The sequence below is a fragment of the Streptomyces sp. Tu 3180 genome (genome assembly GCF_009852415.1).
In the GTDB taxonomy this organism is placed as follows: domain Bacteria; phylum Actinomycetota; class Actinomycetes; order Streptomycetales; family Streptomycetaceae; genus Streptomyces.
Genome location: NZ_WOXS01000002.1, coordinates 6,845,662 through 6,858,960 on the forward strand (window position 1 = coordinate 6,845,662; position 13,299 = coordinate 6,858,960).

10 protein-coding genes are annotated in these 13,299 nt (G+C 74.5%); 6 read left to right on the forward strand and 4 right to left on the reverse strand.

What is annotated here, in order from left to right; all coding sequences use genetic code 11:
- Positions 1–45 precede the first annotated feature (45 nt).
- The 3 genes from GL259_RS31400 to GL259_RS31410 all read left to right on the forward strand — a co-directional run bounded on the left by GL259_RS31400 (position 46) and on the right by GL259_RS31410 (position 6,240).
- On the forward strand, positions 46–1,455 hold the full coding sequence (locus GL259_RS31400) for an NAD(P)/FAD-dependent oxidoreductase (protein WP_159536650.1): 1,410 nt from the start codon (positions 46–48) through the stop codon (positions 1,453–1,455).
- Complete coding sequence (locus GL259_RS31405) at positions 1,452–1,964, forward strand: O-acetyl-ADP-ribose deacetylase (protein WP_159536651.1); 513 nt, start codon at positions 1,452–1,454, stop codon at positions 1,962–1,964. The genes GL259_RS31400 and GL259_RS31405 overlap by 4 nt, the downstream gene beginning before the upstream one ends.
- Before the next feature lie 361 nt (positions 1,965–2,325).
- The gene (locus tag GL259_RS31410; protein WP_159536652.1) at positions 2,326–6,240 is read left to right on the forward strand and encodes a glycoside hydrolase family 2 TIM barrel-domain containing protein; all 3,915 of its coding nucleotides are present in this window, start codon (positions 2,326–2,328) and stop codon (positions 6,238–6,240) included.
- Positions 6,241–6,273: 33 nt separating this feature from the next.
- Here the strand turns inward: GL259_RS31410 and GL259_RS31415 are convergent, their stop codons facing one another.
- Complete coding sequence (locus GL259_RS31415; RefSeq protein WP_159536653.1) at positions 6,274–6,636, reverse strand: metalloregulator ArsR/SmtB family transcription factor; 363 nt, start codon at positions 6,634–6,636, stop codon at positions 6,274–6,276.
- Between the two features lie 34 nt (positions 6,637–6,670).
- Between GL259_RS31415 and GL259_RS31420 the strand changes: the two genes are divergently transcribed.
- From GL259_RS31420 to GL259_RS31430, 3 genes are all read left to right on the forward strand, one after another.
- Positions 6,671–8,623: a heavy metal translocating P-type ATPase gene (locus tag GL259_RS31420; RefSeq protein WP_243762433.1), complete on the forward strand. Its 1,953-nt coding sequence runs from the start codon at positions 6,671–6,673 to the stop codon at positions 8,621–8,623.
- A 67-nt stretch (positions 8,624–8,690) separates the two neighbouring features.
- Positions 8,691–10,157, forward strand: coding sequence for an AlkA N-terminal domain-containing protein (locus GL259_RS31425; protein ID WP_159539143.1), 1,467 nt, complete (start codon positions 8,691–8,693; stop codon positions 10,155–10,157).
- 34 nt (positions 10,158–10,191) lie between these two features.
- Positions 10,192–10,674: a methylated-DNA--[protein]-cysteine S-methyltransferase gene (locus tag GL259_RS31430; protein WP_159536655.1), complete on the forward strand. Its 483-nt coding sequence runs from the start codon at positions 10,192–10,194 to the stop codon at positions 10,672–10,674.
- Here the strand turns inward: GL259_RS31430 and GL259_RS31435 are convergent.
- The 3 genes from GL259_RS31435 to GL259_RS31445 form a co-directional block, all read right to left on the reverse strand.
- Positions 10,671–11,405: a Sir2 family NAD-dependent protein deacetylase gene (locus GL259_RS31435; protein WP_159536656.1), complete on the reverse strand. Its 735-nt coding sequence runs from the start codon at positions 11,403–11,405 to the stop codon at positions 10,671–10,673. The genes GL259_RS31430 and GL259_RS31435 overlap by 4 nt on opposite strands.
- A 78-nt stretch (positions 11,406–11,483) precedes the next feature.
- On the reverse strand, positions 11,484–11,987 hold the full coding sequence (locus GL259_RS31440) for an NUDIX hydrolase (RefSeq protein WP_159536657.1): 504 nt from the start codon (positions 11,985–11,987) through the stop codon (positions 11,484–11,486).
- Between the two features lie 180 nt (positions 11,988–12,167).
- Complete coding sequence (locus GL259_RS31445; RefSeq protein WP_159536658.1) at positions 12,168–13,241, reverse strand: ADP-ribosylglycohydrolase family protein; 1,074 nt, start codon at positions 13,239–13,241, stop codon at positions 12,168–12,170.
- Between the last annotated feature and the right edge of the window lie 58 nt (positions 13,242–13,299).

Here is a 13,299-nt window from a genome sequence, read left to right on the forward strand (position 1 = left end):
TCCCCAGTGGCCGTCGGCTGACGAAGGAGTCCGAAGGTGCCGTCGATGCTCGATGCGGTCGTGGTGGGTGCGGGGCCGAACGGACTGACCGCTGCCGTGGAGCTGGCCCGGCGCGGCTTCTCGGTGGCCCTGTTCGAGGCCAGGGGCACCGTGGGCGGCGGCGCCCGCACCGAGGAGCTCACCCTGCCCGGCTTCCGGCACGACCCGTGCTCCGCCGCGCACCCCCTCGGCATCAACTCGCCCGCGTTCCGGGCCCTCCCGCTGGAGCGCTACGGCCTGGAGTGGCTGCACGCGCAGCTCCCCATGGCGCACCCCTTCCCGGACGGCACGGCGGCCGTGCTGTCCCGGTCGGTCGGCGAGACGGCCGCCTCCTTCGGCCCGCGCGACGCGGGCCCGTACCGCCGCCTCGTCGAGCCCTTCCTGCCCAAGTGGGACACCCTGGTCCGCGACTTCATGTCCCTGCCGCTGACCGCGCTGCCCCGCGACCCGGTCACCCTCGCCCGCTTCGGCCTGGTCGGCCTGCCGCCGTCGACCTGGCTCATGCGCCGCTTCCGCGACGAGAGGGCCAGGACCCTGTTCGCGGGTCTCGTCGGCCACGTGATGGCCCCTCTCGGCGGCCTCGCCACCGGCGCCGTCGGCCTCGTCTTCGCCCTCGCCGCGCACGCCCGCGGCTGGCCCGTCGTCCGCGGCGGCTCCCAGGCCCTCTCCGACGCCCTCGCCGCGTACCTGAAGGACCTCGGCGGCAGCGTCCACACCGACTACGAGGTCAAGCGCCTCGACGACCTGCCGCCCGCCCGCTCCTACGTCTTCGACACCTCGCCCACCGCGCTGGCCCGCATCGCCGGCTTCGGCGGCCACTACGCGCGTTACCGGTACGGCCCCGGCGTCTTCAAGATCGACTACGCGCTGGACGGCCCGGTGCCGTGGACCGCGCCCGAGGCCCGCGTCGCCGGGACCGTGCAGATCGGCGCGGACAGCGGCGAGATCGGCGCCGCCCTGCGCGCCGCGTCCCGGGAGGGCCGGGCCCCCGACCCGCCGTTCCTCATCACCGTGCAGCCCGGTGTCGCCGACCCCACCCGGGCACCGGCGGGCAAGCACGTCTTCTGGGCCTACGGCCACGTCCCCCACGGCTGGACCGGCGACCTCACCGACGCCGTCGAGCGCCAGCTGGAGCGCTACGCCCCCGGGTTCCGCGACCGCGTCCTGGCCCGCGCCACCGCGGGACCGCCGGAACTCGCCGCCCGCAACGCCAACTACGTCGGCGGCGACATCGCCACCGGCGCGGCCTCCGGCCTCCAGCTCCTGCTGCGCCCCAGACCGTCCCTGTTCCCGTACGCCACCCCGCACCCGGCGGTCTTCATCTGCTCGTCGGCCACCCCGCCGGGCCCCGGAGTGCACGGCATGTCGGGACACAACGCGGCGAAGGCCGTCTGGAGGAGGCTGCGACAGACATGACCACCACCGTCACCCTCGTCCAGGGCGACATCACCCGCCGGAGCGCCGACGCGATCGTCAACGCGGCGAACTCGTCCCTGCTCGGCGGAGGCGGTGTCGACGGCGCGATCCACCGCCGCGGCGGCCCGGCCATCCTCGAGGACTGCCGCAGGCTGCGCGCCTCGCGCTACGGCCGAGGGCTGCCCACGGGGCAGGCCGTCGCCACCACGGCCGGTGACCTCGACGCCCGCTGGGTCATCCACACCGTGGGCCCGGTGTTCAGCGACAGCGAGGACCGCTCCCACCTCCTCGCCTCCTGCTACCGCGAGTCCCTGCGCGTCGCCGACGAGCTCGGCGCCCGCACCGTCGCGTTCCCCGCCATCTCCACGGGTGTCTACCGCTGGCCGGTGGAGGACGCGGCCCGCATCGCCGTCGAGACCGTCCGGGCCACCGGGACGGCGGTCGAGGAGGTCACCTTCGTCCTCTTCGACGAGCGTGCGTACACGGCGTTCGCCGAGCACGTCCACTGACCTCCCCGCGGCGCCGCGCGCGCGTGCCCCGGGGGAGCGGTGCCCGCCCTCGCCCGGCGGACACGTGCCCCGGGCCGGCAGGGCGGAGGGGGCCGGGGACGCCTTCGTGACGTGTCCCGATCACTCCGGACGGCGGATGCGCCGGGGTCCCGGCCGGACCACCAGGACCGCACAAACCCCGACGGCATCATTGCTTCGATTGTGTTCGAGTCCTAGGGTGTGGCTGGCTCGGTAGTTGCTCCGTCACCAACAGTTGTGATCTCTCCCTGCCGCAACGCCTTCCGCCCGGCGGCGCGTCGAGGGGAGTCCGACGTGCCCTCAGTCCGTGCAGTGCCCTGTCGTACCGAGGAAGGCCACGGTCATGCCGCACCCGCACGTGTCTCCCGCCGGCCGGTCCCCCCAGCCGGGGCGGCCGGTCGTCAGCCGCCGCCGCCTCCTGGAGTCCGGCGCCGCCGTGCTCGGCGCCCTCGCCCTGTCCGCACCGCCCGCCGCGGCGCACGCGGGCGGCCGGCGGCCGGCGGCCGGCGGGGCCCCGGAGTGGAACGACTTCGGAGTCTTCCGGCTCGGCACCCAGCCGCCGCACACCACGCTCATGCCGTACGCGGACGTGAGACAGGCCCTCGCCGGCGACCGCACCCGCTCGCCCTACCGGCGGAGCCTCGACGGCACCTGGAAGTTCGCCCACGCCGACCGCCCCGACGACCGGGACGCCGACTTCCACCGCACCGACCTGGACGACAGCGGCTGGGACACGATCCCGGTCCCGTCCGTGTGGCAGCTGCACGGCCACGACTTCCCGATCTACCTGAACATCACCTACCCGTACTGGGGTCCCAACGGCCGCGGCGAGGAGCCGCAGCCGCCCGCCGCCCCGACCCGGTACAACCCGGTCGGCCAGTACCGGCGCACCTTCACGGTCCCGCGCCACTGGCGGGGCCGCCGCACCTTCCTGCACTTCGAGGGCGTCAAGTCCGCCCACTACGTGTGGATCAACGGCGAACTGGTCGGCTACGACGAGGACTCCTTCACGCCCTCCGAGTACGACATCACCGAGCACCTGAAGCCCGGCACCAACCAGATCGCCGTGGAGGTGTACCGCTACTCCGACGGCGACTGGCTGGAGGACCAGGACATGATCCGGCTGAGCGGCATCTTCCGCTCGGTTTACCTCTACTCCACCCCCGACGTGCACCTGCGCGACTTCAAGCTGGACACCCCGCTGGACGACACGTACACGGACGCCGAGCTGGCGGTCACCGCGAGCGTGCGGGCGTACGGCGGCGCCGGCACCGGGCGGTACACCGTCGAGACCCAGCTCTACGACGCCCGCGGCCACGCCGTCTGGTCCCGCCCGCTCCGGCAGACCGCCGACCTCGGCACGGCCGACGCCGGTGCGGACGTCACCGTGCGGGCCTCGAAGGCCGTACCGGGGCCCGGGCTGTGGTCGGCCGAGCACCCGAACCTCTACACGGCCGTCCTCAGGCTCCGCGACCCGGCGGGCGAGGTGATCGAGACCCTGTCCCACCGCGTCGGCTTCCGCGAGTTCGCGCTGAAGGACGGGCTGATGCGCATCAACGGCAAGCCCGTCTCGTTCCGCGGCACCAACCGCCACGAGATGCACCCGGCCCGCGGCACCGCCCTCACCCGCGAGGACCTGGTCGAGGACATCACCCTCATCAAGCGGCTGAACATGAACAGCGTCCGCACCTCGCACTACCCGAACAACCCGCTGTGGTACGAACTCGCCGACGAGTACGGCCTCTACCTCGTCGACGAGACCAACCTCGAGACGCACGGCATCCGTTCCGAGTACCCGGGCGACCACCCGGAGTGGACCGAGGCCTGCGTCGCCCGGGCCCAGAACATGGTCCACCGCGACAAGAACCACGCCTCGGTGGTCATCTGGTCGCTCGGCAACGAGGCCGGCGGCGGCACCGCCTTCCGCGCCATGCACGACTGGATCCGCTCCTGCGACCCCACCCGCGTCATCCAGTACGAGGGCGACGACCGGCCGGGGACCAGCGACATCCGCTCGGAGATGTACGAGAGTCCGGCCCGCGTCGAGCAGCGGGCGAGGGACACCGCCGACACCCGGCCGTACGTCATGATCGAGTACTCCCACGCCATGGGGAACTCCAACGGCAACTTCAAGAAGTACTGGGACGTCGTCCGCCGCCACGACGTCCTCCAGGGCGGCTGGATCTGGGACTTCGCCGACCAGTCCCTGTACTGGCCCGTGCCGGCCCGCATCCTGCTGACCGAGTCCGGGCCGGCCGGGCTGCGCGGCGAGATCCTCGCCCCCGGCGGCGGCTTCGACCCCGGCAGGGGCCTCACCGGCGGCACGGTCTTCGCCCGCCACGACAGCCTCGACCTCACCGGTTCCCTGACCCTGGAGGCCTGGGTCACCCCGGACGTGACGGGCTACCACCAGCCGATCCTCACCAAGGGCGACACCCAGTACGCGCTCAAGCAGACCGGCGGGAACCTGGAGTTCTTCATCCACTCCGGCGGTCAGTGGATCACCGCGAGCTGGGCGCTGCCGGACGACTGGACCGGCCGCGAGCACCACGTCGCGGGCGTCTTCGACGCGGACGCCGGCACCCTGACCCTGTACGTCGACGGTGCGGTGAGGGCCACCCGGACCACCACCCGGCGGCCGAGCAGCAACACCGCGCCCCTCGCGCTCGCCACCGACGCCGACGCGCAGACCCGGGAGTTCAGCGGCACCGTCCGCCGGGCCCGCGTCCACGCCCGCGCCCTCACCGCCGCCGAACTGGCCTCGGACGACCGGGGGCCCGGTGACGACGGCGTGCGGTTCTGGTTCGACGCCGCCACCGCCGGGGTGGAGAGGAAGCGGTCCGCGGACAGGAGGTTCCCCGCCTACGGCGGCGACTGGGGCGACAACCCCAACGACGGCGCCTTCGTCGCGGACGGCGTCGTCACCGCCGACCGCGGGCACACCGGCAAGGCCGCCGAGGTCAAGCGCGTCCACCAGGCGATCGGCGCGGCCCGCACCCCCGGCGGCGGCCCCGGTGCCGTCACCCTCACCAACGAGTACCTGTTCACCCACCTCCACGAGTTCGACGGCCGGTGGGAACTCGTCGCCGACGGCGAGGTCGTACGGCGCGGAAGGCTGACCCGGGACCAGCTCGACGTGGCGCCGCTGTCCGGGAAGGACATCACCCTGCCCGTACGCCTGCCGGGGGACCCGGCCCCGGGCACGGAGTACTTCCTGCAGCTCTCCTTCACCACCAAGGAGTCCACGCAGTGGGCCGAGGCCGGCTTCGAGGTGGCCCGGCAGCAGCTCCCGCTCGACGCCGGGAGCCCCGCCGTGACCCCCGTACCCCTGCGGAGCGTCCCGGCCCTGCGCCACGAGGACCGCGAGGAGGACGTCAGGATCACCGGCGAGGGCTTCTCGGTCACCGTCGACAGACGCAGCGGCACCCTCACCTCCTACGAGGCGGGCGGCACCCGCCTGATCACCTCCGGTCCCGTGCCCAACTTCTGGCGGGCGCCCACCGACAACGACAGGGGCAACGGCCAGCACGTCCGCAACCAGACCTGGCGCGACGCGGGCGCCCGGCGGGAGGTCACGGACGTCACCGTGCGGGCCCTCGGGGACCGGGCCGTCGAGATCGAGGTCGGCGGCACCCTGCCCACCACGGTGGAGTCGGCGTACACCACCACCTACACGGTGTTCGGCAACGGCGAGATCAAGGTCGACAACACCCTGCACCCGGGCGCCGCGAACCTGCCGTACATCCCGGAGGTCGGCACGCTGCTGTTCCTGCCGCGCCGCCTGGACCGCCTGCACTACTACGGCCGCGGCCCCGAGGAGAACCACTGGGACCGCAACACCGGCACCGACGTGGGCCGTTACGCCTCGACCGTGGCCGGCCAGCGGACGCCCTACATCCGGCCGCAGGAGAACGGCAACAGGACCGACGTCCGCTGGGCCGCCCTGACCGACGGCGGCGGGCGCGGCCTGCTGGTGTCGGGCGAACCCCTCCTGGAGATCAACGCCTCGCACTTCACCCCGGAGGACCTGTCGGCCGGGGCCCGGCACGACTACCAGCTGACCCCGCGGGACGCGGTCGTCCTGCGGGTCAGCCACCGGCAGATGGGCGTCGGCGGCGACAACAGCTGGGGCGCGCACACCCACGACGAGTTCAAGCTCTTCGCCGACCGCGACTACGCCTACACCTACCGGCTGCGCCCGCTCACCGACGTGGCCGAGGCGACGGCGCTCTCCCGCCGGCCCACCGCGGGGGAGTGAACGAAAGCGGTCCGCCGGCGGCGCCGCCGGGCCTCACCCGGCGGCGTCACTGATCCCCAGCCGCAGGTGCTCCACGTGGTACACGGCCTGGTCGAGCAGTTCGGCGACGTGGTGGTCGTGGAGCGCGTACACGACCGAGCGGCCGCGTCGTTCGCCCACCACCAGGCCCAGGTTGCGCAGCAGGCGCAGCTGGTGCGAGCAGGCCGACTGCTCCATGCCCACCTCGGCCGCCAGCTCCGTCGCGGGCAGCGGGCCCTCGCGCAGCCGGGCGAGGATCAGCAGGCGTGAGGGCGTGGACAGGGCCTGGAGCGTGGTGGCGACCTTCGCGACGTTGTCCGCGTCCAGGCGCACGCGCTCGGCGTCGTCCTGTGCGGCGGTGACGGCTCCATGACCCATGCGGACATCCTACTCATCACACATGAACGAATGAATGACTCTTCATGTGTTCCTGTATGGTGGCCGGGTGTCCGTGACTCTCACCCCCTCGTCCACGGCGTCCGCCGGCGTTCCCCCGGCGCGCCGCCGCACCCGTGTCCTCGCCCTGCCCGAAGCGCGGTGGGCGCTCACCGCGCTCGTGGCCTTCCTGGCCGGGCTCGCCGCGGATCTCGGCGGCGCGCCGCCCTGGGCCGGCGGCGTCCTGTACGCCGTCGCCTACGTGTCCGGCGGCTGGGAACCGGCCCTCGAGGGACTGCGCGCACTGCGCGCGAGGACCCTCGACGTCGACCTGCTGATGATCGTCGCCGCGCTGGGCGCCGCCGCGATCGGCCAGGTGCTCGACGGAGCCCTGCTCATCGTCATCTTCGCGACCTCCGGCGCGCTGGAGGCCCTGGCCACCGCCCGCACCGCGGACTCCGTGCGCGGCCTGCTCGACCTCGCGCCCACCACCGCGACCCGGCTGACCGACGGCGGCGAGGAGACCGTGCCCACCGCCGAACTCGCCGTCGGCGACGTCCTGCTGGTCCGTCCGGGCGAGCGCATCGGCGCCGACGGCACGGTCCGGGACGGCGTCAGCGAGGCCGACCAGGCCACCATCACCGGCGAGTCGCTGCCGGTCGTCAAGCGTCCCGGCGACGAGGTCTTCGCCGGCACCCTCAACGGCACCGGCGCCCTGCGCGTGCGGGTCGAGCGCGACCCGGCCGACTCGGTGATCGCCCGCATCGTGGCCCTGGTCGAGGAGGCCTCCCGCACCAAGGCGCCGACCCAGCTCTTCATCGAGAAGATCGAACAGCGGTACGCGGTCGGCGTGGTCGCCGCCACCCTCGCGGTGTTCGGCGTGCCGCTCGCCTTCGGCGAGAACCTCACCGACGCCCTGCTGCGGGCGATGACCTTCATGATCGTCGCCTCGCCGTGCGCCGTCGTCCTCGCCACCATGCCGCCCCTGCTCTCCGCCATCGCCAACGCCGGCCGGCACGGCGTCCTGGTCAAGTCGGCCGTCGCGATGGAACGCCTCGGGGAGATCGACACGGCGGCCCTCGACAAGACCGGCACCCTCACCGAAGGCACCCCCGAGGTGACGGCCGTGCGCCCGCTGCCCGGCTCCGGCCTCGACGAGGACGCCCTCCTCGCCCTGGCCGCCGCGGCCGAGCACCCCAGCGAGCACCCGCTGGCCCGGGCCGTGGTGGCCGCGGCCCACGCCCGCGGCCTGTCCCTCGCCCCGGTCACGGACTTCACCGCCGCGCCCGGCCGGGGCATCACCGCCACGGTCGCGGAACGGACGGTGACCGTCGGACGCGCGCAGACGGCGGAGGCGGCGGACGGCGAGACGGTCGTCCGCGTCACCCGCGACGGCGCCCCCGTGGGCACCCTCGCCCTGACCGACCGGCTCCGTCACGACGCCCCGGCCGCCGCCGCTGCCCTGACGTCCCTCACCGGCACCGCGCCCGTCCTCCTCACCGGCGACAACGCGCACGCCGCCGCCCGCGTGGCCGGCGCGACCGGCCTCACCGACGTCCGCGCCGGCCTCCTGCCCGAGGACAAGGTGAACGCCGTACGGGACCTCCAGGCGACCGGCCGCAAGGTGCTGTTCGTCGGCGACGGCGTCAACGACGCGCCCGCCCTCGCCGCCGCCCACACCGGCGTCGCCATGGGCCGCGCGGGCTCCGACCTGGCCCTGGAGACGGCGGACGCGGTCGTCGTGCGCGACGAGCTCACGGCCGTCCCCGCGGTGGTGCGGCTGTCCCGCACCGCCCGCCGGCTGGTGCTGCAGAACCTCGTCATCGCGGGCACGGCCATCACCGGCCTCGTCCTGTGGGACCTCCTCGGCCACCTCCCGCTCCCGCTCGGCGTCGCCGGCCACGAGGGCTCGACGGTGCTGGTCGGCCTGAACGGACTGCGGCTGCTGCGCGAGTCGGCATGGCGATCCGGACAACCGCAGGACACATGAGGTCGATGTCGGATTACTGCCAGACCGGCGGCGTCCCGTCCCCGATCCTTGAGGCATGCAGAAGGGGATGCACACCGACACGGAGCGCTGCGTGCGCGCCGTGCAGTCCAAGGACGCGCGGTTCGACGGCTGGTTCTTCACCGCCGTCCTGACCACCGGCGTCTACTGCCGGCCCAGCTGCCCGGTGGTGCCGCCGAAGCCGGAGAACATGGTCTTCCACCCGAGCGCGGCGGCCTGCCAGCAGGCCGGGTTCCGGGCCTGCAAGCGGTGCAGGCCCGACACCAGCCCCGGCTCACCGGAGTGGAACCACCGCGCCGACCTCGTGGCCCGCGCCATGCGGCTGATCGCCGACGGGGTGGTGGACCGCGAGGGCGTACCCGGCCTCGCCGCCCGGCTCGGCTACAGCACCCGGCAGATCGAACGCCAGCTGCTCGCCGAGCTGGGCGCGGGCCCCCTCGCGCTCGCCCGCGCCCAGCGCGCCCAGACCGCGCGGCTGCTCATCGAGACGACGGCGCTCCCCATGGCCCAGATCGCCTTCGCGGCCGGCTTCTCCTCCATCCGCACCTTCAACGACACGGTGCGCGAGGTCTTCGCCCTCTCCCCGAGCGACCTGCGCGCCCGGGCACCGAAGAACCCCCACCGCACCCCCGGCGCGCTGTCGCTCCGCCTGCCGTTCCGCGCACCGCTCAACCCCGACAACCTCTTCGGCCACCTCGCCGCGACCGCCGTGCCCGGGGTGGAGGAGTGGCGGGACGGCGCCTACCGGCGCACCCTGCGGCTGCCCTACGGCCACGGCATCGTGGCCCTCGCCCCGCGGCCCGACCACATCGCCTGCCGCCTCACCCTCAGCGACCTGCGCGACCTGCCCGTCGCCATCAGCCGCTGCCGCCGCCTGCTCGACCTGGACGCGGACCCGGTCGCGGTCGACGACCAGCTGCGCGCGGACCCGGTGCTCGCGCCCCTGGTCGACAAGGCACCCGGCCGCCGCGTCCCGCGCACGGTCGACGAGGAGGAGTTCGCCGTACGGGCCGTCCTGGGCCAGCAGGTCTCCACGGCCGCCGCCCGCACCCACGCGGCCCGCCTGGTCACCGCGCACGGCGAGTCCGTGGACGACCCCGAGGGCGGACTCACCCACCTCTTCCCGTCCCCCGGGGCACTGGCCGCCGTGGACCCCGAGACCCTGGCCATGCCCCGCACCCGCCGCACGACCTTCACCACCCTGGTCCGCCGGCTGGCCGAGGGAGAGCTCCACCTGGGCATGGAGAGCGACTGGCCGCAGACCCGCGAGCGGCTCCTCGCCCTGCCCGGCTTCGGCCCCTGGACGGCCGACGTCATCGCCATGCGCGCCCTGGGCGATCCCGACGCCTTCCTCCCCACCGACCTCGGCATCCGCCGCGCCGCCCGGGAACTGGGCCTGCCGTCCACCCCGGCCGCGCTCACCGCCCGCGCCGCGGCCTGGCGGCCCTGGCGGGCGTACGCGGTCCAGTACCTGTGGGCGACGGACAGCCACCCGATCAACTTCCTGCCGGTGTGAGGACACCCGTGGGAGAGACGGAGAGCCGCAGCCGATGAGACAGCACACCGTGACCGACAGCCCCTACGGCCCGCTGACGCTCGTCGCCGACGACGGCGTCCTGTGCGGCCTCTACATGACCGACCAGCGCCACCGCCCCCCGCAGGAGACCTTCGGCGACCGGGACGGCACGCCCTTCGCGGAGGCGGAGGAACAGCTGGCGGCGTACTTCGCGGGCGAGCTGAAGGAGTTCACCCTCGAGCTGCGCCTGCACGGCACCCCGTTCCAGCGCCGCGTCTGGGACGCGCTGACCCGCATCCCCTACGGCGAGACCCGCTCCTACGGCCGGCTCGCCGACGCCCTCGGCAATCCCAGGGCCTCCCGCGCGGTCGGCCTCGCCAACGGCCGCAACCCGATCGGCATCATCGTCCCCTGCCACCGCGTCGTCGGCGCGACCGGCGGCCTCACCGGCTACGGCGGCGGCCTGGACCGCAAGCGGCGCCTGCTGGACTTCGAACGGGGGACGGCCCTGTTCTAGCGGCCCGAGCCGGCGATCCGGCGCAGCAGTCCGGGCAGGGCCGTGCCGATCGGCTCGCGGACGACCTCGTCGGCGCGGTCGTCGTACGGTGTCGGCTCGGCGTTGACGATGATCAGCCGGGCGCCGTGGTCGGCGGCGACGCCCGCGAGCCCGGCGGCGGGGTGGACCTGGAGGCTGGTGCCGACGGCGACGAAGACGGTGCAGGCCTTGCTGACGGCCAGCGCCTCGCCGAGCACCACGGGGTCCAGCCGCTCGCCGAACATCACCGTCGCCGCCTTGAGGACGCCGCCGCAGTCCCGGCACGGCGGGTCCTCCTCGCCGGCCTCGACGCGGGCGAGGGCGTCCTCCATCGGACTGCGGGCGTGGCACCTCGTGCACACCACCTCGCGTGCCGTGCCGTGCAGTTCGAGCACCTTGCGGGCCGGCATCCCGGCGAGCTGGTGCAGCCCGTCCACGTTCTGCGTGATCACCCGCACCGGCACCCCGGACCGCTCCAGCTCGGCCACGGCCCGGTGCGCGGCGTTCGGCTCCGCCCGCAGGGCCTGGTTCCCCCGCCTCATCCGCCAGGAGCGGCGGCGGATCTCCGGGTCGCCCATGTAGTACTCGTACGTCACGAGCTTCTCGGCCCCGGGATCGCGGCGCCACAGTCCGTTCGGCCCGCGGTAGTCCGGGATGCCGGAGTCCGTGCTGACACCGGCGCCGCTGAGGAGGGCGACGAGGGGCTTGCTCATGCGGCCGAGGGTAGGCCGCCGGACACCGGTCCGGCGAGCGGATATCGGCCGGGACCGGCCCGGACCCGGGGCGCCGGGTCAGTGCACCCGGTGCCCGTCCTCCAGCTCCGCGGTGCCCGAGCCGTCGGCGAGGACGTCCAGCGCGGCCGACACCCGGCGGCCCAGGGAGCCCCGGAGGTACCCGGTCAGCTCCTCGCGCGGCACCAGCCGCCAGGACAGCAGCTCCGACTCCTGCAGCCGGATCGCCCCGAGGTCGTCCTCGCCGAGCACCCCGCCGTCGTACAGGTACGCCACCAGCGGCGGCCGCCCCGGGCCCCGCACCCAGTCCACGGCCAGCAGCCGGCCCGGCTCCCGGTCCAGCCCGATCTCCTCGGCCGTCTCGCGCCGCGCCCCCTCGCGCGGGCTCTCCCCGTCGTCCGACTCGACCGTGCCGCCGGGCAGCGCCCACCCCTCCCGGTAGTTCGGCTCGACGAGCAGCACCCGCCCCTGGGCGTCCCGGAAGAGCACGGCGGCCCCGGCGAGGACCCGGGGGAGAGAGGCGAGGTAGGCGGCGAAGTCCTGGTTGTCCTGGGTGGTGGTCATGAGGGGAGGGTAACGGCGGCGCCGGGCACCGCCGCGGGGGACGGCGGCCGGCCCGCGGGGCGCACGGCGGCACGCGCCGTCCCGTGACCGGCACCGAGGGCGCACGCGCCGGTGGCACGCCGGACGCGTCAGCGGCGCAGGACCCGCCTCCCCGGCGCCCGGCCGCGGGGCCGGGCCGGGTCAGGTCCGCGTCCGCGCCAGCCTCAGGGTGCGCTCCGCCAGCTCGCTGATCCGTATCCCGTCGAAGCCGAAGACCGCGCTGCGCACCGTGTCCTCCAGGGGGTCCTTCCACTGTCCCGGGACGGCCGGGGCGCCGCACAGCACGCCCGCCACCGAGCCCGCCGTCGCCCCGTTGGAGTCGGTGTCCAGGCCGCCGCGCACGGTCAGGGCGATGGTTCGGGTGAAGTCGCCGTCGCCGTACAGCAGCCCGGCGGTGAGCACGGCGGCGTTCGGGACCGTGTGGATCCAGCCGAGGCCCGCGGTCTCCTCCGTGAGGGTCGTGAGCGTGTCCTCCCAGGCCAGCCCGCTGTCGTGCAGGGAGGCGACCCGGCGTACGGTGCGGGCCAGGCGGCTGCTCGCCGGGATCACCGTCAGCGCCTCGTCCACCGCGTGCCGCACCGTGGGCGCCGTGAACGCCGCCGAGACCAGCGCGGCCGCCCACATCGCGCCGTACACGCCGTTCCCCGTGTGCGACAGCACCGCGTCCCTGCGGGCCAGCGAGGCGGCGCGGCCCGGGGCGCCCGGCGAGGTCCAGCCGTGGATGTCGGCCCGGATCAGGGCGCCGATCCACTCCTGGTAGGGGTTGTCGTAGGTGGCCGTGAGCGGCGGCCTGAGACCGTTCGCGAGGTTCCGGTACGCCGCCCGCTCCGCCGTGAAGGTCTGCAGGTACGGCAGCCGCAGCAGCCACAGGTCGCCCACCTGCTCGGTGCTGAAGCCGAAGCCGTGGGTCTCCAGCAGGTCCAGGCCGAGGATCGCGTAGTCGATGTCGTCGTCGCGGCAGCTGCCGCGGATGCGGCCCCGGACGCAGGCGCGCCACTCGGGGCGCAGCTCGAGGCCCTCGCTCTCGCTCAGCGGCTCGGGGAGGTAGTCGGTGAGGGGCAGGGCGTCCGCCCGCCGCAGATAGCGGTCGATGCGCTCGCGCGTCCACACCTCGCCCTGCTCCACCGGCTTGCCGAGCATGTTGCCCGCGATCCGGCCGATCCAGCCCCCGAGGATGCGGTCGGCCAGTCGCGACTCCGTGCCCACAGCGGTCATGGATCCGGTCTACCCGAATCCCGGCGCGGCCGCGCGTCCCCGCGCCGGGCGCACGGCC